Source organism: Paenibacillus motobuensis, assembly GCF_039521865.1.
Taxonomy (GTDB): domain Bacteria; phylum Bacillota; class Bacilli; order Paenibacillales; family Paenibacillaceae; genus Fontibacillus; species Fontibacillus motobuensis.
In genome coordinates, this window is the sequence record NZ_BAAACX010000008.1 from 406,195 (window position 1) to 431,431 (window position 25,237).

General features: G+C 50.0%; 13 protein-coding genes. All 13 read left to right on the forward strand.

The features are described 5' to 3' along the window. Window positions 1–102: 102 nt before the first annotated feature. Entirely contained in the window at window positions 103–900 is a 798-nt protein-coding gene (locus ABD014_RS10000) for a carbohydrate-binding protein (RefSeq protein ID WP_343860452.1), read from the forward strand. A gap of 77 nt (window positions 901–977) precedes the next feature. Further along, window positions 978–1,379, forward strand: a complete 402-nt coding sequence (locus ABD014_RS10005) for an NUDIX domain-containing protein (protein ID WP_343860454.1) — start codon at window positions 978–980, stop codon at window positions 1,377–1,379. A 151-nt stretch (window positions 1,380–1,530) separates the two neighbouring features. Then, a complete protein-coding gene (locus tag ABD014_RS10010; protein WP_343860457.1) occupies window positions 1,531–2,124 on the forward strand; it encodes a glycerol-3-phosphate responsive antiterminator in 594 nt (197 codons plus the stop codon). A 137-nt stretch (window positions 2,125–2,261) separates the two neighbouring features. Next, window positions 2,262–3,074: an MIP/aquaporin family protein gene (locus tag ABD014_RS10015; RefSeq protein ID WP_343860459.1), complete on the forward strand. Its 813-nt coding sequence runs from the start codon at window positions 2,262–2,264 to the stop codon at window positions 3,072–3,074. A gap of 78 nt (window positions 3,075–3,152) precedes the next feature. Beyond that, the gene (gene glpK / locus ABD014_RS10020; protein WP_343860461.1) at window positions 3,153–4,643 is read left to right on the forward strand and encodes a glycerol kinase GlpK; all 1,491 of its coding nucleotides are present in this window, start codon (window positions 3,153–3,155) and stop codon (window positions 4,641–4,643) included. A 164-nt stretch (window positions 4,644–4,807) separates the two neighbouring features. Beyond that, on the forward strand, window positions 4,808–6,478 hold the full coding sequence (locus tag ABD014_RS10025) for a glycerol-3-phosphate dehydrogenase/oxidase (RefSeq protein ID WP_379337312.1): 1,671 nt from the start codon (window positions 4,808–4,810) through the stop codon (window positions 6,476–6,478). A gap of 162 nt (window positions 6,479–6,640) precedes the next feature. Next, window positions 6,641–7,873 carry a hypothetical protein gene (locus tag ABD014_RS10030; RefSeq protein ID WP_343860463.1) on the forward strand — a complete coding sequence of 411 codons (1,233 nt, stop codon included), beginning with the start codon at window positions 6,641–6,643 and terminating at the stop codon, window positions 7,871–7,873. Window positions 7,874–8,174: 301 nt separating this feature from the next. Next, on the forward strand, window positions 8,175–9,602 hold the full coding sequence (locus ABD014_RS10035; protein ID WP_343860465.1) for an amino acid permease: 1,428 nt from the start codon (window positions 8,175–8,177) through the stop codon (window positions 9,600–9,602). Window positions 9,603–9,818: 216 nt separating this feature from the next. Continuing rightward, a complete protein-coding gene (locus ABD014_RS10040) occupies window positions 9,819–10,337 on the forward strand; it encodes a VanZ family protein (RefSeq protein ID WP_343860467.1) in 519 nt (172 codons plus the stop codon). Window positions 10,338–10,728: 391 nt separating this feature from the next. Further along, window positions 10,729–10,971: a hypothetical protein gene (locus ABD014_RS10045; protein WP_343860469.1), complete on the forward strand. Its 243-nt coding sequence runs from the start codon at window positions 10,729–10,731 to the stop codon at window positions 10,969–10,971. Between the two features lie 1,044 nt (window positions 10,972–12,015). After that, a complete protein-coding gene (locus ABD014_RS10050; RefSeq protein WP_343860471.1) occupies window positions 12,016–17,490 on the forward strand; it encodes a type I polyketide synthase in 5,475 nt (1,824 codons plus the stop codon). A 20-nt stretch (window positions 17,491–17,510) separates the two neighbouring features. Further along, window positions 17,511–20,543 (forward strand): type I polyketide synthase, encoded by a 3,033-nt coding sequence (locus ABD014_RS10055; RefSeq protein WP_343860473.1) that lies wholly within the window; start codon window positions 17,511–17,513, stop codon window positions 20,541–20,543. Between the two features lie 48 nt (window positions 20,544–20,591). Further along, window positions 20,592–25,232 carry an amino acid adenylation domain-containing protein gene (locus ABD014_RS10060; RefSeq protein WP_343860475.1) on the forward strand — a complete coding sequence of 1,547 codons (4,641 nt, stop codon included), beginning with the start codon at window positions 20,592–20,594 and terminating at the stop codon, window positions 25,230–25,232. The last annotated feature ends 5 nt before the right edge of the window (window positions 25,233–25,237 follow it).

Consider the following 25,237-nt stretch of genomic DNA (forward strand, 5'->3'; position numbering starts at 1 on the left):
TGCACTTTCTATACCTTTTGGCTTCGAGACTGGTCTCTCCTGAGTCAATAAGATAAGATGTAGATATCATCCAAATTTAATACTAGAATAGGAGAATGCGACATGACACAACTGAAGCTTGAGATACAAAGCGCGAATGGCGCTATTTTGGCGTCCGCTTCGGACCATGGCCAGGCTCATCTGGTTTATGATAAAAACTATGAACCTGGGGATCAGATTGTTCTGACGAGTGAAAATGAAAACGTTTATCTGGTGATTCAGCTAGAGGATGCGATGGATCCGGCATTTGTATATTTAACGGGGCAAGAGATTCGCTTTATTATTCCTTTTGATGAGAAGAAGATCTCATATTCTCCGAAGACATTTGTAGGTGATTTGCATACGCTAACCGCGCGCCTGGCTACAGAGGAGGAGATCCTTTCCTATAAAAATCTGGCGCTTAATGTATATGACCAACATGAGAATAGCACCAGCTACCCCCATGCATTCGCTAATGTAGAGACTCGCGGAGAATCCGTATTTGCTGCCCGAAATGCGATCAATGGCAACAGTGTGAACTACTCACATGGCAAATGGCCGTTTGAATCCTGGGGAATTAATCAAAATCCTGATGCTGAGATGACCGTTGATTTTGGTCGAATTGTGGAGATTGATAAGGTTGTCTTGACGATTCGTGCGGACTTCCCACATGATAGTCACTGGGAGCGTGTTACATTAGCGTTCTCGGACGGCAGCCAAGAAACTTTGGATCTGGTGAAGACTCATCTGAAGCAAACGTTCGAGCTTACGCCGCGCCAAGTGAAGTGGGTTACGCTCAAAGAGTTGATCAAGTCAGATGATCCGTCTCCGTTCCCGGCGCTAAGCCAAATCGAAGTTTATGGCCGTGAAGCGGCTAAGTAGTTTGATATAATGTTAAGGGCCGTCTTCTGAACAAGGGATGGGCCCTGTTTTTTTGCAATAGAAGAGGGGGAAAAGTAATGAATGCCGAAAAAAAGCCAAGGGTAGGCGTTGGAGCTGTAATTAAAGATGATCAGGACCGCATATTGCTCGTGCTTCGCAAGAGAGCGCCTGAAGCGGGATATTGGAGTCTGCCAGGGGGCAAGGTCGATTACATGGAGACGATTGAAGATGCAGTTAGACGCGAGATCCGAGAAGAGTTAGGCATTGAAATTGCGATTGATGGGCTGCTCTGTGTCACTAATCACATCCTACCAGAGGAGAACACACACTACGTGGCGCCAACCTTTCTGGCCCATATTGCTGCTGGAATTGTAGAGAATCGCGAGCCTCATGCTCTGGGAGATGTGCAATGGTTCCCAATCAACAGCATGCCCGACAAAATTACAATGACTACGGCGTATGCGCTGGAACACTTGTAGTTAATATGCTTGTCATTTGCCGATTTACGTTGAATAGAATTATAAAAGGCTTGCGTATGATCTGACCCACAATGAACATGGGATTTGTACAATGAAAGGAAATAGGAATTTCACACAAACTGGAAATATCTGAGCAAAGGAGCCCGAGACTATGAAGTTCTATGAACAGCGGATTCTACCCGCATCAAGACAGATGAAGGATTTGGAGAAGGCCGTTGCATCATCCTATGAATATCTTGTACTGCTCGACGTTCATATTTCCCAGTTGAAGCATGCCTGCAACATGGTACAACAAGCGAACAAGAAGCTGTTCTTGCACCTCGACCTGATTCAGGGGCTGCAGAGCGATGCGCATGCGACCGAATATCTCTGCCAGGAGTATCGGCCATATGGAATATTGTCCACGAAGTCGAGTGTCATTCAAAAGGCGAAGCAAAAAGGAGTTCTTGCTGTACAGCGAATTTTCCTGATTGATAACAGTGCCTTGGAGAAGAGCTGCAAGCTGATTGAGAACACGCAGCCAGACGTTATTGAAGTATTGCCAGGGGGGATGCCAAGCATTATTCGCAAGGTGAAGGAGAGAACGAATCTGCCAATTCTGGCGGGAGGATTCATCTCTACGAGTGAAGATGTGAAGCTTGCGCTGCAGGCAGGCGCGGAGGCGGTGACCACTTCCAACAAGCAATTATGGACAGACTTTGAAAAAAAGGATTTGACAACGTTTGCAATTTTAAATAAAATTTGAATCAAGTTAATAATGTTATGGAGACTTGGAGATCTACATTCAAATGCATCGCCCTCCCTGTATAGTGGGAACGGGGTGCTAACTTGATGTAGGTCTCTTTGTGTTCTAACAGTCATAACTCATGGGAGGGGTAAATTATGTCGGCATTTTGGGGAGAGTTTATCGGCACCATGATACTGGTTGCACTAGGCGGTGGCGTATGTGCAGGGGTATCACTGAAGAGATCGTATGCGGCAAATTCAGGCTGGATTGTTATCACGATGGGTTGGGGATTAGCTGTTGCCATCGCAGCTTATTCCGTAGGAACGATAAGCGGAGCTCATCTGAACCCCGCCCTTACTTTAGGGCTTGCGCTCATCGGGAATTTTCCTTGGTCTGACGTCCCCTTATATATGGCTGCTCAGATGTTGGGCGCCATCGTCGGTGCAGTCATCGTGTATTTGCATTATTTGCCACATTGGAAGGTAACGGATGATCCTGGAGCGAAATTAAGTGTGTTCGCGACAAGTCCAGCCGTGTATCACCCATTCTCCAATCTGATGAGTGAGATCATCGGAACCTTCGTCCTCGTCCTTGGCATTCTTGCAATTGGGGCCAATAAGTTCACGGATGGACTCAATCCGCTTATTGTTGGCTTCCTGATTGTTAGTATCGGACTCTCGTTAGGTGGGGCTACCGGGTATGCCATTAATCCGGCGCGTGACCTGGGACCGAGAATTGCCCATATGCTTCTCCCGATTGCCGGGAAGGGAAGCTCAAACTGGAGGTACGCCTGGATTCCTGTTGTAGGTCCACTGCTTGGGGGATCGTTCGGAGCGTTATTTTACAAAAATGTGTTCCTGGGCCGCGTGGATGGTACCATATGGATTGTGATTGGAATAGCGGTCGTTATTCTCCTTCTCTCCCTGCTCCTCTCCGGTAGAACCTCAAAACGAAGTGTGTCGATGTAAGGTGTAAGAATTGCCTTATAACTCTTGTCACAGTATGTCCGATTCATTGAATAATACTTATTAATGGGGGAAATTCGCATGGAAAAATACATTCTGTCTCTTGATCAAGGGACAACGAGTTCCAGAGCTATTTTATTTGATAAAGCTGGTCAGATCGTGCACGTCTCTCAGAAGGAATTCACTCAGATTTTCCCGGAGCCGGGTTGGGTGGAGCATAATGCTCAGGAGATCTGGGGAACTATTCTCGCTGTTATCGCTACCTGTCTGATCGAATCTGGGGTGAAGCCAGCGCAGATCGCCGGGATTGGCATAACGAACCAGCGTGAGACAGCCGTCGTATGGGATAAGGAATCGGGCCGACCAATTTACAATGCGATCGTATGGCAATCGAGACAGACGAAATCTATCTGTGATGAGCTGCAGGCTGCAGGCTACGAGGAATTATTCCGCTCCAAGACCGGACTGTTGATCGATTCCTATTTCTCCGGTACGAAGGTGAAGTGGATTCTGGATCATGTCCCCGGGGCTCGGGAAAGGGCGGAACGTGGTGAACTGCTGTTTGGCACGATCGACACATGGCTGATCTGGAAGCTTACCGGCGGCAAGGTGCATGTGACTGACTACAGCAACGCTTCGCGCACGCTCATGTACAATATTTATGAATTGAAATGGGACGATGAGCTGCTGGAGCTGTTGACGATTCCGAAGCAGATGTTGCCGGAAGTGCGTTCGTCCTCTGAAGTTTATGGCAACACGGTGAATTATCATTTCTTCGGTGAAGAAGTTCCGATTGCCGGCGTCGCTGGCGACCAGCAGGCTGCCCTGTTCGGGCAAGCATGCTTCCAGCAAGGCATGGCCAAGAACACTTATGGCACTGGATGCTTCATGCTGATGAATACCGGCGAGCAGGCGGTTCAATCCTCACATGGCCTACTCACCACAATCGCTTGGGGAATCGATGGTAAGGTGGAATATGCATTGGAAGGCAGTGTCTTCGTGGCGGGCTCCGCGGTTCAATGGCTCCGTGACGGCTTGCGTATGCTTAAGGAATCAAAGGATAGCGAGCAATACGCGAGCAGGGTAGATTCCACGGACGGCGTATATGTGGTTCCAGCCTTTGTTGGATTGGGAACGCCATACTGGGACAGCGAGGTGAAGGGAGCCATCTTCGGTCTGACGCGGGGTACCAGTAAAGAGCATTTCATCCGCGCGACCCTGGAGTCACTAGCCTACCAGAGCAAGGATGTATTGAACGCTATGGAGGCGGATTCCTCGATTGGCCTTACAACGCTGCGCGTCGACGGCGGGGCGATTCAGAACAACTTCCTGATGCAATTCCAGAGCGATATGCTAGGCGTGCCGGTAGAATGTCCACAGGTATTCGAGACGACAGCTCTCGGTGCGGCGTACCTTGCTGGCCTGGCTGTCGGATATTGGGAAAGCCGGGATGAGATCGCGGCGCAGTGGAGTATCGATCGCACCTTCACACCGTCGATGTCGGAAGAGCGCCGCGATGAACTTTACACAGGTTGGGGCAAAGCAATTGAGGCGACAAAAGTATTTAAATAACTACACGAATATGCTACAATTTTTAATAAGTTAATATTTAAATTCGGTTGGAGAATAGAGAAGCCGCAATTGCACTTGAGTCCGTGACTTTAGTGTTATTGCGGCTTTTTTGTTACAATGACCCACTTCAATATACCGTCTTTATGACGAGGGAGGTTAATGGGATGACAGTTGCATTTTCCGCAACAGGACGTAAATCGATGGCAGAAGTGATGGGACAGGGGCCGCTTGATCTGATAGTAGTAGGCGGAGGAATTACCGGGGCGGGGATTGCCCTGGATGCGGTGACGCGAGGACTTCGTACAGCGGTGTTCGAAATGCAGGATTTTGCTACAGGTACGTCCAGCCGTTCAACCAAGCTGGTGCATGGGGGGCTTCGTTATTTGAAGCAATTCGACATTAAGACGGTGTCTGAGGTCGGCAAGGAGCGCGCCATCGTCTATGAGAACGGTCCGCATGTGACGACGCCTGAATGGATGCTGCTGCCGCTTCATCGTGGCGGATCATTCGGCAGATTCAGTACAGGTATCGGACTTCGTATCTATGATTTCCTGGCTGGGGTTAAGCATCATGAACGGCGGCGGATGCTGTCGGAGCAAGAGACGAAGGCCCGTGAACCGCTGCTTAAGCGGGAGGGGCTCCTTGGCGGGGGTTATTATGTAGAATACCGCACCGATGACGCTCGTCTGACGATTGAGGTGATGAAGGAGGCTGTTCGCAAAGGGGCGATGGCCATCAATTATATGAAGGTGGATTCCTTCATCTATGAGAATGATAAGATCGTTGGTGTGCGAGTGATTGACCAACTGGATGGGGAGAGATTCGAGTACCGGGCGCGGAAGATCATTAACGCGGCAGGACCATGGGTTGATGAGCTTCGCGATAAGGACCATTCCAAGACGGGTAAGCATCTGCAGCTGTCAAAAGGAGTCCATCTAGTTATCGATCAATCTAGATTTCCGCTAAAGCAAGCGATCTACTTCGACACGCCAGACGGCCGGATGGTGTTTGCGATTCCACGTGATGGCAAGACCTATGTAGGCACGACGGATACATTCTACCGGGGGGACCCGCTCCGGCCTGTCATGACGAAGGAGGATCGCGACTACATTATGGCGGCGATTCATTATATGTTCCCGACGGTCCAGCTTCGTGTGGAGGATATCGAATCCAGCTGGGCGGGCGTTCGTCCGCTCATCTATGAGGAAGGCAAGAGCGCGTCGGAAATCTCCCGCCATGATGAGATTTGGCAATCTCCTTCCGGACTGATTACGATTGCCGGCGGCAAGCTTACCGGTTATCGCAAGATGGCCGAGACGATCGTTGATCTGGTGATGCAGTTGCTAAGCCGTGAAGAGGGGCAGGCGTTCGTCCCAGCGATGACGAAGAAGCTGCCGATCTCGGGCGGGCACGTGGGTGGTTCCGATGCATTTCCAGACTTTGTTCAGAAGAAAACAGAAGAAGGTGCGCAGCGAGGTCTGGAAACTGAAATCGCTAAATTCTGGGCGCATCATTACGGCTCCAATGCAGACCGGCTCTTCCAGCTTGCGGATCGCTGCCGTGGGCAAGTGGAAGCAAGCGGACTACCGCTCGAAGTGCTTGTCCCACTTGTCTATGCTATCGAGGAGGAAATGACGGTGAAGCCAGTTGACTTCTTCATCCGACGCACCGGAGCGCTCTTCTTCAATATTCAGTGGGTGCGAGATTGGAAAGAGCGGGTGATTGAATTTATGACTTCTATCTTTGGCTGGACACCTGAACAGCGAACTGAGTATACGGAAGAGCTGGACATCGCCCTGCATCAGGCCGTTGTGCCGCAGGTGGAGGTGGTGTAGGGGCGATGTTGGGAAGATGAGAATGGAATAAATAAATAAAAGCCAATCTATGAAACTTCAATAGATTGGCTTTTATTTGTATATTTTAGAGGAAAAACCAGGGAAATTGTCGAATTTATACTTATGATTAGATTTAACATTTTAAAGAATGGGGGCAAATAGGTGAGCCAAATGGATAGTGATACAAAAATAGGAGTTAGGTTGGTAAGAAAGTATATAGCAATTTTTGTGCTCGTTTGCATTCTGTCGAATATGTTGCCAAGCGGAATCAACGCAGCTGAAGAACTGAAAGAAATTCATATTACAGGTGACCCGGTGCAATTTCAGGTTGCCTTCAATCGCGCAACAGGGGATGACTACGTGTCGATTGCGGCGGATGAAAAGGGAACGATCATCGTTGTGACATACAAATATTTGAACGTCACCAATGATTATGGGAAAAGCTGGGTGTCTTACCGCCTTCCCACCGATGCAATGTATCGGATTCTTTATGACAAAGGCAGATTTTATATGGCTAATATGCATGTAGACCAACGTTATTCCAACATACATGCTTATACGTCTACAGACGGAAAAGAGTGGTTTTCCTTTGACTTAGATAACGATAATTCAAACCATAATTCAAACCATAATTCAAACCCATACACGATTGTTAACGTACAGTACATAAACGGGCAATATATTTTACTCGCTCACACTTATAATAACGAGACCAAATTGTTCACCTCTTCTAACGGGATGGATTGGTATGAAAAGGTGGAAATTCCTTCGGAAATCTACTTTATAACTTGGAATGGAACGATTTATTCCGCATTTGGTGGAGGATATACCTTCTACTCTATGTCAAAACCGAATTCCAGAAATCAACTTGTCGTCGATGCAGCTCAGAATAGATATGCGGAAATGCTTATCTATAGTTCAAACGACCTTAAAAATTGGACCATGCAGTCCGGTAGTATTAAATCCAACTTGAAATATTCTTTCGTATTTAATGGTGTCCCAAGAAATAATTATTACTATGATCTCGAGAAGCCGGTCTCTGACGGCATCATTACCTTGTATGATAGTTCTGGTAATCGATTGATCTCAAAGAACGGAACCACCTTTACAGTGCAGAGTTTTAAAAAAACACTGGATGCTAATTATTCACGTTCCCCAATGTTCAAAGTCGGGAAGAATTACATGATCTTTGCACAGTATTGGTTCAGCCCAGGGGTTATTCGTTCCAAAGTATTGACTTCGACTGATCAGGTCCATTGGAAAACAACTAACTTGACTAAGTCCATACCGAACACTATGACAGTAATTCAGGCAGGCTCCAAACTAATTGGTTATGGGGATAAAGGTGAGATGAGTATTTCGAACGATGGCTTCCAATGGACGAAAATTCGCTAAAGGGTCCAAATAGGTAAACCTTATCTAGGTAATAGGGCCGGATAATCTGCGACGGTCGATCTCATTTATGGTTAAGAATATAGAGTGACCAAGAACTCAAGAGGCTTGCTTGACCTACGACCGGCTGTAGGGAAGCAAGCCTCTTGCTCAATCCCCTACCTGATGCATGAAGTGGCGTATTACAGGCAAAGTTAAAGTTAGTATGTAGGCCTAGAATATGCCAGCACTAGGAATTAGGCCGTATCAGAAGCACTTCCAATCCATGCACCCATGCGCAAGACAGAAGGGGAGATTGAGTAATATGGAAGACAACGATATAAAGAAGCTGCGATGGTATAATGTCGCGCTGATGGCTTTTGTTTCCGTCTGGGGCTTCGGAAATGTAGTTAACAATTACGCCAACCAAGGGCTTACCGTAATCACCTCATGGATTCTCATCATTGCTTTGTACTTTGTACCGTACTCCTTGATGGTTGGACAGTTAGGTTCGACATTCCGGCATGGCAAGGGCGGGGTAAGCAGCTGGATTAAAGAAACAATGGGCGGCAGGATCGCTTATTTAGCAGCGTGGACCTATTGGGTCGTTCATGTTCCCTATTTGGCGCAGAAGCCGCAGGCGATATTGATCGCATTGGGATGGGCAATGAAACAAAATGGCATGTTTATCAAAGAATTGTCCACTCTTCTAGTTCAATCGTTATGCTTGGTCATATTTTTGATCTTTCTATGGATGGCTTCACGCGGGGTTACTTCCCTCCGGAGAATTGGTACGATCGCGGGCATGTCCGTCTTTGTGATGTCGATTCTCTACATTGTGCTCGCGATTGCCGCGCCTTCGTTGCGGGGAATTGAAGTGGCAACCCCGAATATTACGTTTAAGACGTTCATCCCTGACTTTAACTTCGCCTATTTTACAACGATATCCATGCTCGTATTTGCTGTGGGCGGCGCGGAGAAAATATCGCCTTACGTAAACAACACGTACAATCCGTCGAAGGAGTTCCCACGAGGAATGCTTACGTTAGCGATTATGGTTGCGATCTGCGCGTTGCTTGGCTCTTACGCGATGGGACTCATGTTCAATTCCAATGAAATTCCTGCAGACTTGAAGATGAACGGGCAATATTATGCCTTTCAGATTCTGGGTGAATATTATGGACTTGGCAACTGGATCATGATCATCTACGCGCTCGCCAACGTGTTGGCACAAATATCAGCCCTAGCTTTCTCCATTGATGCACCGCTGCGTGTACTGCTGTCGGATTCCGATGAAGCCTACGTACCGAAGTCGCTGCTTAGGATTAATGAGCGCGGTACACCGGTCAATGGCTATATTATGACAGCCATCCTGGTGGGTATATTGATCATTGTCCCAGCGTTAGGTATTGGCAATATGAACAGCTTGTTCAATTGGCTGCTTGATCTGAACTCGATCGTAATGCCGCTTCGCTATCTGTGGGTGTTTGCTGCCTTTATGGCGCTGATGCTTATGTCGAACAAGTTCAAATCGACTTACCAATTTGTGAAGAATAAAACGTTCGGCTTTGCCATAGGCCTATGGTGCTTCCTATTTACCGCCTTCGCCTGCTTGATGGGGATGTTCCCCAAGGTTGAATCCTTCACGAGCGAATGGTACTTCCAGATAAGCTTAAACATCGCGACTCCGTTCATCCTGTTAGGGCTTGGCCTAATCCTGCCCATACTCGCCAGAATGAATCGCAAGGTTTAAATGTAGTACAGCAAGGCGCTGAATGCTTGGTTGGCATGCTCAGCGTCTTTTATCGCTGGGATGCGGGCATAATTAGCAGGCGTGTATGGCAGATGTTTACATAAGCCTGCTGCAGCAGAACAACAGCTAGAGACCGAGCATGCAAGACTCTGGTCTCTTTCTTTTTGGACAAACAATAGATAGAATAAGGAAAAACAACAGGAGGATCTCGCAAACATGACTTATCAGCGTAAAAAATTTCTGATCTGGCTTCTACTGACGATTATCTGTATGACGTTTATCTTCTATAAATCCTCGCAGCCCTACTATGAGCAGGATCTCCGCCCCTCGTTGGCGGCTCATCTTCCCGATAAGCTGGTGCAAAGCCTGCCTGATGTGGAGTTTCATTATAACGGTCAGCTTGTAACTTCGCAGCAGCCATACGACTTTATCGAATTCTTTATTCGCAAGGGCGCACATGTCAGCATCTTCGCCGTACTGACGTTTCTGTCCGTTCAAACCCTGCGTGCCCTGAAATGGAAGCGTGCGTCCTCCGTTACAGGAGGAGCTGCCATCGCATTGATGTATGCGATATCCGATGAGTGGCATCAGACCTTTGTTGTGAATCGTACAGGCCAGGCCATCGATGTGGGGATCGATAGCATCGGAATTGCCATAGTTGTGCTCTGCTACGCCATCGCAGGAGCTGTCATTCATTACCGTGGGCGAAGATCCGGCCCCTACATACACTTCTAGCGGGGAATATAGTGTAAATAAACCTATGTCAGGTACGGTACTTACTCGGACTGTCTAATTCCCAAATCACTAAATAAGCGGCCGGAAAGTAAAAAGTCTGTTAAGCTAACGAAGTCCGTTCTAAATAAACATCTGAAGCGGCTAAACAATGATCAGTTGATCGATCTTGTCCAGGCTTGTTATGGTGCTAGCAAAGATATGAAGAAGTTTCTTGTGGTAAGAATACTGGTGATGAAGCGGTAGAGTCCCTATTTCAAGAGTATCGCAAGAAGGTTGAGCAAGTTTTTTTCCTGAGCGGGGATTTGGCAAGCTGAGGCTTCAGGAAGCGAAAAAAGCAATTTCGGAATTCGAGAAATTGACCGGAAGCGCCAGGTACGCCCTAGAGTTGAAGTTGATTTACGTTGAAAATGGTGTTGACTTTACTTTAAGCTTCGGGGATATTGATGAACGCTTCTACAACAGCATGGTGTCCGTATATGCCGCTATCATTGACCAAGTGAATGAAGATGAAACGGCAGAATTGTTCGATCAATACGGGGAACGCATTGAAGCGACCGTCTCAAAGACAGAAGGAATTGGCTGGGGTTTTCATGATAATATGGCTGAAATACATGCTGAAATACGATGGATTTAGAGACGGTTACAGAAAGAAGAATTGAGATCAAGCCTGAATCATATAATGAGCGGCAGAAGAAGAATATTTCGAAGGTTCAAGGATCAGATAGCCGCGAGCTATCTCACGTTCAAAGTGGGGGCGTTTTTTATGCCGTTGCTATCGTAACGGAGAAATCTGCCCAAATGACGAAATTCGAACCATATCTGTTTCGTAAGTTAGAGAATGCTTTTCGCTCAATTAACGTTTAAACAAGACACACTAACGAAAAATGGGTTGGGAAACCTGCTGCGTTTATTAGTTCGTACAATAAGGGAACATAGTCAAAGCGGGAAAATAAAAGAAACAAACATTGATGATATTGTAAATATGGAATGGAAAAAAGTGAATGTATCAAAATAAGTCGGTTCCGGGCTGCAAATAGGCCTGCCCGGCTTATTTTTATTCATAGCTGATACTTTTATTTTATAGCTTTTATTTTTATTGAAAGGCAAGATTGGCCACTGGCTCGCACGTTTATACTTGATTTACTAGAAGAATGGATCTGGTTCAACAAGCAATTGCAATTAGACATTTGAGATGTGACATATTTAATATGAAATTGGTGTTAAGTATGATAATTTACTGCAAAAGAGAGTTTGGGTATATTTTACAAGTTAAAATTTCACAATCAATAAAAATGTTACATAAAACGACAGGTTTTTCTCCTCTTTCTATCCGTTCCTCCTGGTTCAGTCCGAATGATTATCTGAATAAGACCCATTTGCTCGGGCGAACTCTTTCATTTAGTTATTCATTCTCATCTTAGTCAATCACTCTGATTTAATTCATTTCGCAAAAAATATTAATAAAATCCATAATAGGGATAATATTGTATTTATTTAGTGGCCTCTAATGGAATTAGAGGAATTTCATTATACAACTGTGAATCGGTTATGAAATGGATTTGTATAGTCCATTTTTTATTTAAAAAACCAAAATCTATCATTTATGTAAATACATAATGATTGGTTTTGATCAGCTTAGCTATTCTATTCTAGCTATTAATAAAGGAGAGTTGAATGTATGGAAAGTAAACAGGATAAGCTGGTGGCCATTATTGGCATGGGATGCAGGTTTCCGGGGAGTTCCAACAATATTGAACAATTCTGGAATCTGTTAAAAACCGGCACCGATGCCGTGACGGAAGTTCCGGAGGACCGGTGGAGTGTGGAGGAGTTTTACCATAGCAATAAGCAGGTTAAAGGAAAAAGCCATTCCAAATGGGGCGGGTTTATTGACGGTTTCGATGAATTCGATGCCAAATTTTTTGGCATTAATGCAAGGGAAGCAGATCAGATTGACCCCCAGCAGCGGCAAATGCTCGAAATTGTCTGGGAAGCGCTGGAGGATGCAGGCATCCGGCCTGCCGATCTCAGCGGCTCCAAGACCGGTGTGTTTATTGGCGGCTTCACCCTGGATTATAAAATATTGCAGTTTGCGGATGTCTCCGGGATCGGAACTCACGCTGCTGTAGGCAGCATGATGACAATGCTGTCCAATCGGATCTCATACATATACAATTTCACCGGCCCGTCTTTGTCCATTGACACGGCCTGCTCCTCTTCTCTTGTATCCATTCATGAGGCATGCAAAAGTCTGCATAACCGGGAATGCGATTTGGCGCTGGCCGGGGGAATCGAATTGATCTATGCCCCGGAATATTACGTAGCCGAATCCAAGGGCGGCTTCCTGTCCGAAGACGGAAAATGCAAAACATTTGACGCATCCGCCGACGGCTATGTAAGAGGAGAAGGCGGCGGTATTCTGGTTCTGAAGACTCTGAACCGGGCGTTAGAAGATGGTGATTACATCTATGCCGTGATCCGGGAGAGTCTGGTGAACCAGGACGGGCGCACCAACGGCATTACTGTGCCAAGTGGCGAATCCCAGAAGGCGCTGCTGGAAGAGGTGTACGCCAGAGCAGATTTGTCCCCCGGGGATGTCCAGTATGTGGAGCTGCATGGAACGGGAACGGCTCTTGGCGATCCGATTGAGGTGAAAGCGGTGGGCGAGTTTTTCGGATCCGGCCGATTCGATGGAAATCACTGCATGATCTCTTCCGTCAAGCCCAATATCGGGCATCTGGAAGCGGCTTCCGGAGTAGCCTCTGTCATTAAAGCGGCCGCTACTCTGGATCGCAAAACGATTGTCCCACATATTGGGATGAAAGAACCGAATCCGGCGCTGGAACTGGACAAGTTTCATTTGCGCGTTCCGCTTGAAACCAAACACTGGCCGGAGGATGGCAAGCCGGCGATTATCGGTGTCAACTCCTTCGGATTTGGGGGCACCAATGCTCATTTGATTTTGCAAGAAGCGCCGGAACGGACGAGCCGCACCGGATTGGTCAACGAAGAGCTGCCGCTGCTGCTGCCCCTTTCGGCCAAATCGGACGCCTCGCTACACTCTCTTGCCCGGAAATACGGTGAATTTCTGAGCAGCACCGGGGAGAACCTGGCTGACATTTGTCATACGGCTGTTTATAAACGCCAGAAGTTTTCGAAATCTCTGGCGGTGTTCGGAACGAACAAGGAAGAAATGGTTCAGGCGCTTGCCGAGTTGGAGCGGGATGGACGCTCGGAGAATGTGGTGGCCGGCACGGAAAGCACGGACAAGCGGCTGGCATTCATTTTTACCGGCATGGGGCCGCAGTGGTATGCCATGGGGCGGGAGCTGTATGCTGCCAACACAGTGTTCCGGAAGACGGTGGAACGCTGCCATGCCGAGTTCTCCAATTACTTGAGCTGGTCGCTGATTGATGAATTTCTGGTTGATGAAGCCCAGTCCAGAATGCAGTTCACGGAAGTTGCCCAGCCGATGAACTTTACGGTTCAGGTAGCGTTGTTTGAAATGTGGAAAAGCATGGGAGTCAAGCCGGATCTTATTATCGGGCATAGCGTGGGTGAAGTGGCGGGATTGTATGCGGCCGGTGTTTACAGCTTTGAGGATGCCGTCAAGATTTCGTATAACCGCAGCATGCTTCAACAGAGACTGACCGGCAAAGGCGGGATGCTTGCGGTTGGTCTGAACGAGACGGAGGCAAGCGCCCTAGTGGAAGGCTGTTCGGACAAGGTGTCGATTGCCGCCATTAACAGTAGCACGAGCATTACGCTGTCGGGAGATATGGAATACCTTGCCGATATTCAGCGCAAGTTGGACGCGGAAGGCATATTCAACAAGTTCCTGCGGGTCACGGTGCCTTATCATAGCGTATTTATGAACGAAATCAAGGAGGAATTGCTGGAAGCGCTGAAGGATATTCAGCCCCGCCAGAGCGAGGTTGCTTTGTACACTACCGCCGACGGTGAAGCATCCGACGGAACGGGACTGAATAATGAATATTGGTGGTCGAACGTATCTTGCCCCGTCTATTTCGCCAAAGCGATGAAGGCGATTTTGCAGGAGGGCTATACCAAATTCATCGAAGTTGGCCCGCATCCGGTGCTGGCCAACTCCGTCAATGAGCTTGCTTATGAATTGGATATGGAAATTGTCATTTCGCCTTCGCTCAGAAGAAATGAACCAGAGCTGCCGCGTATGCTTCACTCCTTTGGGGATCTGTACTGCACGGGATATGAGATCGACTGGACTGCGTATTACTCGGGCGCATTCCGTTACGTGAAGCTGCCTCATTATGCCTGGGAGCATGAGAAATTCTGGAAGGAATCAAGAGAGCATATGGATCGGCGGCTGGGGCGGAAAGCGCATGTCTTCATCGGCTATCGCACCGACAGTTTTGTTCCCCAATGGGAGACGGAGGTCAATGACCATATCCTTCCTTTTGTTAAAGATCATTGTGTTAACGGGCAGGTGCTGCTCGCCGGAGCGCATTACATCGAATCGGCATTTCAGATGCTGAGGAGTTATTCCGGGGCAAGCGCAGAGAATGCTTACGCATTGCATAACATCCGGTTCAAAAAAGCGTTCTTTCTGGACGAAAACAACTGCGGACGCATGTCCATCACCTATGATCCCGGCAGCGGCATTGTTAAAATCGGCAGCGTCGCCAACGGAGAAGGGGGAAGCGGCGCCGAGAATTTCCAGGCTGCCTTCAGGCGGAAGCAGAGCCGCAGAGACCGGCAGGCAAGCGACTTCGCGGCTTTTAAGCAAGTGGCCGATTCACATCTGCTGAAAGAAGAGTGCTATGGGCTGCTGGAGACGATTCATTTCAATTACGGGCCGTCGTTCCAGGGCTTGAAGGAAATATGGATCAAAGAAAATGAGGTTTTGGCCGCATTAAGCTTGCCTGAAGAAGTAGGAGTTGCAGACACGGACAGTATTTTGCATCCGGTCATACTGGATGCCGCTTTCCAATCTTTGCTGGCCATCCAGTTTGAAGAAGTAAGGCTGCACGGGAAAGCCGATATCAAGCTGCCGGACACTATTGATTCGGTTACCGTATATGGTAAAGCTGCCGGACAACTGCTGGCCCATTCCACCTTGCGCGCTTTTGGACAGGAAAGCATCGCCGGCGATATCCGCATCTATAATGAGCTCGGCCAGCTGGTAGTATATGTTGATAACTTTATAGCGAGATCGGTGGAAAAAAGCGAAGAGAAAGCAGCGATCAGTGAGAAAGCTCTAAACGAATGGTTCTACAGCATTCATTGGAGGGAGCAGACGCGGGAAGAGGACGAGCCGTTGCTGACAACGGATGCCGTCCGCCGCAACTGGATCATCTTGTGCGACGCTTCGGGCGCAGGGGAGCGGCTTGCCGATAAGCTGCGCGACCGCGGAAATACCTGCACCTTGCTGTTCGCCGATTATCATAACAAGGCAAATGTGGCACAGGGCGGCAGTATCAGCAGCAACGACAGAGCCGACTATGACAACTGGGTGTGCACTTTGGACAAGGAGAAGGATTACGGTGTTGTCCATATGTGGAGCCTGGATATTTGCAGCACAGATGAAATGGGTGTCGCAGAGATTGAGACTTCCAAAGCGAAGGCCGTCAACAGCATCCGTCATTTAATCAATGCGCTGAACGAGAATGGGATAAAGTTTTGCGCCTGGGCGGTGACGCGCGGTGCGGTGGAGGTGACTCCCGGCGAAACCGTCGATATATTGCAAGGCGCCGCTATCGGGATGTGCAGGGTTATCGGCCATTCGGAATGTATCGGAAGCTGGGGAGCCACCATAGATTTGGATCACAGTTCCGAAAGCGTGGATATGCTTGCAGCCGATCTGGACAACCGCTCTCGGGAAGATCAGATCGCTTACCGGAACGGAGCCCGCTATGTTCCAAGATTGGAACATATTTACGATCTGGACGGCAGCGTTCCGGTCCAACTCTCCGACAGCAGCCTTTATGTGATCACGGGAGCCATGGGCTCGCTTGGACAAATAACGGTAAATTGGCTGTATGAGAAGGGCGCCAGACATTTTGTGCTAATCGGGCGTACACCGTTCCCAGTCAAAGCGGGGAGAAAGCAAATCAAACCGGATCACAGGCTGTACAAGCAGATTCAATTTGTTCATGAGCTTGAAAGAAAAGGCTGTACCGTCCGGATAGAATCATTAAATATCACCGATGAGGAAGCGGTCCAGGCACTTGCGGAACGGCTAAAAGACGAAGAAGCGATGCCCGTAGCCGGAGTAATTCATATCGCCGGCGTTGTCCGCGACAAATTGATGATGCGGATGGAGCAGCGGGAATTCGATGAAGTCTATGACACCAAGGTGAAGGGAGCCTGGCTGCTGCATAAATATTTTGGAACCCGGGAGTTGGATTTCTTCATTATGTATGCCTCCACGGGCTCGGTGGTGACGGCGGTGGGCCAGGTCAACTATGCAGCCGCCAATTCCTTCCTGGATGCGCTGGCTCATTACCGACGCGCCAAGGGACAACCGGCATTGAGCCTCGGCTGGGGACCGTGGGGAGTCGGAATGGTCAAGGAACAGAATTTGATTGACCACTATAAATATCAAAGAGGAATGAATCCGATTTATGCCGTCAACGGCATGCAGGCGTTGGAGCGGATATTCGGCCAGAATCTGTGCCATGCCGTCATCGGGGAGGCGGATTGGCCGCTGGCGCTAACCAACTATCCGGGCAAGCCGGTATTGTTCAACCACCTGGCCCTGCAAAGCAAAGCCGGAGCGGAAGAAAAGAAAGAGGACGATTTGTTCGTAATATTGGCTGGGACCGATGGGGATGACCAGAAATTGGCGATAGTAATGAACTATTTTGCCGAGATGATTGCCGAGACGGTTCATGCCAAGCCGGAGGAAATACCGCTACACGAATCTATCAATCTGATAGGTGTGGACTCCATCATAGCGGCTGAAATACGGAATAAAATCAACAAGAAATGCGGCGTCAATGTATCTATTGTCGATATTCTCGGCGGAATCAGCATTGCGGGCCTGGCTCATAAATATTTCGATGACATTATGGCACTAGTCGTTCCGCAGCAATCGGAGGAGGAACTGGAAGATATTTTGAGCCGATTGGAGAATATGTCCGAGGAAGAGGCTGCCCGTCTGTTGGCCAAATAGGGAGAGGAGACACGCATGCAATGAAGATTTCCATGGAACACGAGCCCAGAGAATTGGATATTGCGATAGTCGGTATGGATTGCACGTTTCCCGGAGCCGAGACGGTCGACGAATTTTGGGAGAATTTATGCAGCGGAACTGAATCCCTCACTTACTTCACGGACGAAGAGCTGCGGTCGGCGGGAGTAGCGGAAGAGCTTCTCCGTCATCCCGACTACATTAAACAGGCATTCACTATTAACGGAATTGAACAATTTGACGCCGGGTTCTTCGGATTTACCCCACGGGAGGCCGCGCTCATGGATCCGCAGCAGCGGCTGCTGCTGGAAAGTTCATGGCGGCTGCTGGAGAACGCGGGATATAATGCGGACGAATATGACGGCTCAATCGGCGTGTTCGTCGGCACAGGAACAAGCAAATATTTGCTGAAAAATATTATGAGCAGCATCGACCTTGATTCCAGTCCCGAAATCCGGCAAATCTGGATCGGCAACGATGTTCATTTCGCTTCCACCATGATTTCCTACAAGCTCAATTTAAAGGGGCCGAGCGTTAATGTGCAGACCGCCTGCTCCACTTCGTTGACGGCGGTGGCTTTGGCATATCAGGCGCTGCTGAATTATCAATGCGACATGGCGATTGCAGGAGGATGTACGATTGCGATTCCCCAGACTGCCGGATACCTGTACATTCCGGGCGATGTGCTCTCCAAGGATGGACACTGCTGCCCTTTTGACAAGGATTGCAGCGGAACTCTGGCCGGAAGCGGAGTTGGCACAGTTCTGTTGAAACGGCTGGGGGACGCTGTCAACGATCGAGATCATATCTTCGCGGTCATCAAGGGTGCTTCCTTCAATAACGACGGATCATCTAAAATTGGCTATTCAGCTCCCAGCGTTGAAGGCGAGCGGAACGCGATCATGAGCGCCCACATTCTTAGCGAGGTGGAAACCAGAAGCATCACTTATATTGAAACGCATGGAACGGCAACCCCGATGGGAGATCCGATTGAAGTGCGGGCGCTTACGGAAGCTTTTGCGGAAGAAAGCGGCGTAACCGGATACTGCGCGCTGGGCGCGGTAAAGGGCAATATTGGCCATTTGGATGCCGCGGCGGGTGTGGCCGGGTTAATCAAGACTTCGCTTATGCTGTCGAATAGGAAGCTGGTTCCGTCGATCAATTTTAAAGAGTTGAACCCGAATTTGGAAATGCAACGTTCTCCGTTCTATGTCAACACTGCATTGGCGGACTGGAATCCGGAAGGGCAGGTTCGGAGAGCGGGAGTCAGTTCGTTTGGCATCGGCGGCACAAATGTCCATGTTGTGCTGGAAGAGGCCGTTGAGACACGGGAAATCCGCAGCGGGGAGACCGGGCATCTGCTGCTGCTCTCCGCCAAGACCAAGACCGCTTATCACCAACTGGCGGCTCAACTGCTGGATTATGTGAAGCGGCATGAAGATACCGACTACCGGAACATTTTGTATACGATGAATGTAGGCCGCAAAAGGCTTCCTTATCGCGGCGGGCTTGTATGCGGCAGCCGGGAAGAATTGATGGCAAAGCTTGCCGGCGGTGTGTCCGGTGCGTGGGGGAAGGAAGACCATACGCATGAGATCGCCTTTTTGTTTCCGGGGCAAGGCGTTCAGTATGTCAATATGACCAAGCAGCTCTATGAAACCAAGCCGGTCTTCCGTCAAGAAATGGATGCCTGCTTTACTCTGCTTGCCAATCACTTCAGCTATGATCTTAAAGCTGTCTTGTTTGCGGACAGGGCAGAAGCCGGACATGAGGAACGGCTGACGGAAACCCGGCATACCCAGATCGCCATATTTGTTGTCGAATATTGCCTTGCCAAGCAACTGATGCATTGGGGCATCCGGCCGAAGGCGCTGCTTGGCCACAGTATCGGTGAATATGTCGCCGCTTGTCTCGCCGAGGTGTTTTCACTGGAAGACGCTTTGAAACTGGTGCTGATGCGGGGACGGATCATCCAGTCAACACCGACGGGCGATATGTTTTATGTCAATATGAGCGAACCGGAAGTCCGGCCTTATTTGAACGAGCGTGTATCGCTTGCGGTCGTCAATGCGGAGAAGCGGGTGGTGCTGGCCGGAGAGCATGAAGCATTGCAGGAGGTCATGATGCAAATAAAGGACCGGGCTGACTGCCGGATTTTGCATACCTCGCATGCTTTTCATTCCCATATGATGCGGGAGGCGGCGCCGGGAATGCGGGAGGTGCTGGCTACCATCCGCTTCGGAACACCGCAAATTCCGCTGATGTCCAATGTCACGGGCGACTGGCTGAAGCCGGAGGAGGCGGCCGACGCGGATTATTGGATTCAGCATATGCTGGGCACGGTACGGTTTAAAGATGCTGCGGTCCGCTTGGCGCAAAACGGTCTGAAGCACTTTGTCGAGGTTGGACCGGGCCGGACCTTATCTATTTTTATGCAGGAAAATGCTCAGGGGCATGAGGATTGCGTATTCTATCAAACCGTCCGGGAAGCCAAGCAAGCGGGCGACGACGGCAACTGGCTGGCCGAATTTGTGAAGAAGGCTTGGACGCACGGGCTGGCGATTGATTTTGCCCAATATTACGGGAACGAAGAGCTGTTCCGGGTGCCGCTCCCGACATACCCTTTTGAGAAAAAGCGGCATTGGATTCCACCCGGGCGTAAAATTGCCGTTTCGGAGCAAGCGGAGGAAGCTGCGCTTCAGGAGCAGGAAGTGAGCGAAGCTGCTGAAGCGGAAGAATACAACCGGCCGGAGCTTCCGGCGGCTTACGAGGCGCCCACTAATGCAATTGAAGAGAGTATTGTTGATATTTTGCAAGACATTATGGGCATCCGGCCGATCGGCATTGACGATAATTTTTTCGAGCTTGGCGGACACTCTCTCATGATTACCCAAGTGATGCTGCGCATCAAAGAACTGTTTGGCATTGAACCTCAGCTTGCGCAATTTGTAGAAGAGCCGACGGTCAGGGCATTGGCCGAATTTGTGCTGGATGAGCTGTCGTCCCGGCTTAATCTTGGCGTCATGGCAGAATAAAGGTGGCCAACGGGCAACGTTAAAATTTTTTGTAAAAGGTGTGGAGGCATGGAGAGCAATAATAAAGGAAGCCTGGAGGACCGCGTTGGCGCTCTGTCTGAAATGAAACGAAAGCTGCTGGAAAGCTTGCTGGAGGAACAGCGCGCACAGAAAAGAACAGCCCTGCTGCATGAAAAAGGAAAGACCGGCATGCAGAAAAGAGAACCCGGTTTGACGGTTCTGCCCAGCACTTATATGCAGAGAAAGTTTTGGTATGTGGAGCAGCTACATGATCAGTCTATCGCCTATAACCTCTCCGGCTATGTCCAGTTTCACGGCAAGCTGCGGCCGGAGCTGCTGCACCGGGCTTTTGCCGATGTATGCATGCATCAGGAAGCGCTCCGCTCCGTCTTTAAAGAGGCACAGGGAAGCCTCCAAGTGGAGCTGCGCGGGGATATCGGGGATGAGGCTTTTAAGCTGTGCGATCTTTCCGGCAAGGAGCATGGAGCGGGCATGCCGGAATTGGAGCTGCTGATGTACGAAGAGGGGATTCGGCCGTTCCCGCTTTCCCAAGGCCCCCTGATCCGGCTTATTGTGTACAAGCTTGGCGATTCGGACTGGATTGGGCAGATCGTATGGCATCATATTGTTTCCGACGGCTATTCCATCGGAATTTTTATTAAAGAACTACTGCAGCGGTATGAAGGTTATGCAGGCGGAAGCGGGCTGTCCGCAAACGAAACCGATCTTCAATATTATGATTATGTCATTCATTTCAATCAGCGAGCAGAACAAGGCGAATTCGACGATCAACTGCAATTTTGGCGGGAGCATTTGGCGGGAAGCAGTTTGTCTTGTACCATTCCCGCCGATTACAGGCCGACGCATGAGCAGGACTATCAGGGCGACCGGGTGCTGTTCGAAATCGGACAGCCGCTTCGGGCGGAGCTTGAAACGGCGGCCAAGCGGCATGGCGTGACGTTATTCGTACTGCTGCTCAGCGCCCTGAAGGTAATGCTGCACAAATACATAAATCAAAACGACATCATCATAGGCGTTCCCGTAGCGGGCCGGAATGATGAGCGGCTTCAGGCGGTTGTCGGCTGTTTCTTGAATATGCTGCCGATCCGCAGCCGGCTTCATCCCGAACAACCGCTGTTTGATTACATCCGCAGCGAGAATGAACAAGTGCTGCAGGCTTTGCGGAATCAGGATATTCCATTCGACCGGATCGTGGAAGAACTGGGCGTGGAGCGGGATCTGCTGTCCACCCCTGTGTATCAGGTAATCTTCAGCTATGAGACGGATGTGCTTCACGACATTCAAACCAAAGATTTCAGCATTGCGTTCGGGGAACTGGATTTAAAGACTGCCAAAGTAGAACTGGCGCTTGAAATCAATGAAGCGGGAAGCGGTCTGAAAGGCTGGTTTGAATATAAATCGGGCAAATTTTCGCGGGAGAGAATTCAGCGGATTACGGACTATTATCTCCAAATTGTGGAGCAGTTCGCGGCCCGGCATAATTGCGCCATTGGAGAGATCGAGATGATTACGGCGGAAGAGGAGCGGCGCATTCTCTATGAGTTTAACCGGCCTTCCGCAGGCTATCGGGCGCAGACGATTAAACAGCTGTTCGAAGCACAGGCGGAAGCAAGGAAAGAGGCGGTTGCTGCCGTCTGCGGAGACGAACGCATCACCTATGGCGAGTTGAACCGGCGCAGCAATCAGCTTGCCCATTATTTGCGGAAGCAGGGAGTAGGGGCGGAGCGCGTCGTTGGCATTTTGCTGGATAAGTCCATTGAAGCGCTCGTTGCCATTCTGGGTGTTTCCAAAGCTGGCGGCGCATTTATGGCATTGGATTCCTCTTACCCGGAGGAAAGGATTTCCTATATGCTGGAGGACAGCGCGGCTCATTGTGTCATTACGTCGGGAGCCGGAGATTATCCGCGTTTGCCCGGCGTGCCGGAAATCTCTATTTTCGACCAGGCGATTGCGGCCGAGCCAAGCGCTGACCCGTCCGATGCCGCCGGACCGGAAAGTCTGGCTTATCTGATCTATACGTCGGGAACGACAGGCAAACCGAAAGGTGTAATGGTGGAGCATGCGGGGATTGTCAACTTGCGGGATTATTTTATCGGCAGCTATGCCATTTCCGCAGAGGATACGGTGCTGCAATTCGCCAACCTTGTCTTTGACGCCTCGGTTTGGGAACTGGTGATGGGTCTGTTGACCGGAGCGAAGCTGTGCATTGTAAGCAAGGAAACGGTGCTCGACCCCGGCCGGTTCGAAAGCGAAATGCTGAGGCATCATGTCACAGTCGCTACGCTGCCGCCGCAATACTGGAAAGAAATTGCCCATCGCAAGCTTGGACTGCGGCTGCTGATTACGGCAGGCTCGGCATCGAATCGGAAGCTGGTGGAGCAACTGCCGTCCGGTCTCGTCTACTACAATGCTTACGGGCCATCGGAAACGACGGTATGCGCATCGGACTGGCGTTACGAACGGGATAAACTGGTTCCGGATAAAATCCCGATTGGCCGCCCCATTCCAAACATGCAGATTTATATGATGAACGGAGACCGCCTGTGCGGTATCGGCGTCATCGGAGAACTGTGCGCAGCAGGTGTCGGAGTGGCGCGCGGCTATCTGAACATGCCCGAACTGACGGCGGAGAAATTTATCGATAATCCCTGGGGGCCGGGCAAGTTGTACCGTACCGGCGATTATGCCTGCTGGCTCGAAGACGGCAGCATTGCCTTTTTCGGCAGAATGGACCATCAGGTGAAGATTCGCGGCCACCGCATTGAGAGCGGCGAAATCGAAGCTGTTCTTCATTCTCATAAAAACGTTATTCATGCAGTTGTAACTGTAGAGGAAGAGACATCCGGCGAACCTTCTCTGGCCGCTTATCTCGTTGCGGACGAACGGCCCGGCTTGGCGGAAATCCGCGATTTTCTGAAAGAGCGGCTGCCTGCTTATATGTTGCCGTCCGCTTACTTCACGGTCGACACCATTCCGCTTAATGTCAACGGCAAGGTTGACACCCGGCAATTGGCCGTCATGAGGCGCAAGCTGGAGGCAGAGAGCCATTATGTGGCGCCGGCGACGGAGACGGAAAAAAAGCTGGAACGCATCTGGAGCCGTCTGCTTGGTGTTGAACGGGTCAGCGTGAAGGATTCCTTCTTTGAAATCGGCGGGGACTCGATCATCAGCATGCAGGTCATTGCGCGGGCGGCGGAAGAGGGAATCAAGCTCGAACTTAAGTCATTCTACGAGGATAAATGCATTGAGCAAATGGCTTTGCGTGCCGTACCGCTTGAAAATGTGCAGGACAATCAGGGCGAGGTGACGGGAGTTTATCCGCTCACGCCGATTCAGCGCTGGTTCTTCAACAACGAGTTTCAGGAAGCCGATCATTGGAACCAGTCCGTATGTCTTGAATTGGCGTTGCCGCCGGAGCCGGGCATTCTCAATGATGCGTTGAATGAACTGTGCCGGCAGCATGATGCTTTGAGAACACGGGTTGCAAGCCGGGCAGGGGGAAGAACTGCAGAAATTATGCCTTATGTCCACTGTCCGCGTTTAGAAACGGCAGACCTATCGGGAAACGGTGAGGCTGAACCTTTAATGCAAGCGGCCATCGCCGGGCTGCAGCGTTCTTTGCGGCCGGAGGCGGGGGAGATGTTCAAGGGCCTGTTGATCCGGAGGGGACAAGAAAGGCGCGACAGACTTGTGCTGACCGCTCACCATCTCGTGTGCGATGCGTATTCCCTGCGCCTTATTGTCGAAGATTTGTTCCATTTCTATGAGGCGTTGGCCGCAGGGCAAGAGGCGGCGCCGCGGTCAAAAACAGTATCCTATCCGCAATGGAGCCGGGAGGCGGAAGCATATGCGGGCAGCTTCGAAGCAGCGGCCAAAATCGGCGAATGGAACAAGGAACTGGAAAAGCGGCGCCTCACCGCCGGGAGCAGAACGAGGGCGGACGCCGGTTACGAAGGAGAAGCCGGGCTATGGAGGTCCGCTCTGAGCGAAGAAGCGACGTTCCGGCTGTTTACCGAAGTGCCCAAGCATTACAGCATTCGGCCGATGGAAGCGATGCTTGCCGCAATGGGAATAATGCTCCGTGCCGAAGATGGAACCTGCCCGGCGATCTATATTGAAAGCCACGGCAGGGACCGTTTTGCCGAGCAGTCGGATGTTTCAAGGACGGTAGGCTGGTTCACCCAATTGTACCCTTTATATTTGGATGATGCGGCATGGCCGGACCTTGGAAGCGCCTTGAAGAAAGTGAAAGACGGATTGGCGGTTGCCCAGAAGCGCTCATTTGAGTTTCTGCTCGCCAATTATACGCGGGGGCCGGTGGAGATGGTGTTCAACTACATGGGACAGCTTGACAGCGGCAGTTCAGGGAATTCCCCTTTTCGAATCATCGGCGGAGAATCTTTGGGGGCGAGAGGACCGGGAAATGCCCGGGTCGGACGTTTGGAAGTGAATGCTTATGTGCTGAACGGCCGCTTGACCCTGGAGTGGGTCTATAGCGCAAGACGGGAATCGGAAAAATCCCTGTGCCGCCAGGCCCGCGCTTTTGAGCAGGCGCTGCTTGAAATCATTGAGTACTGCATCGAGTCGGAGGACAGCGGAACTTCCGTCTCGGATTTTTATGAGGTGGACACGGAAGATTTGGATCTTATTTTGTCAAAATTCAATTAATGCGT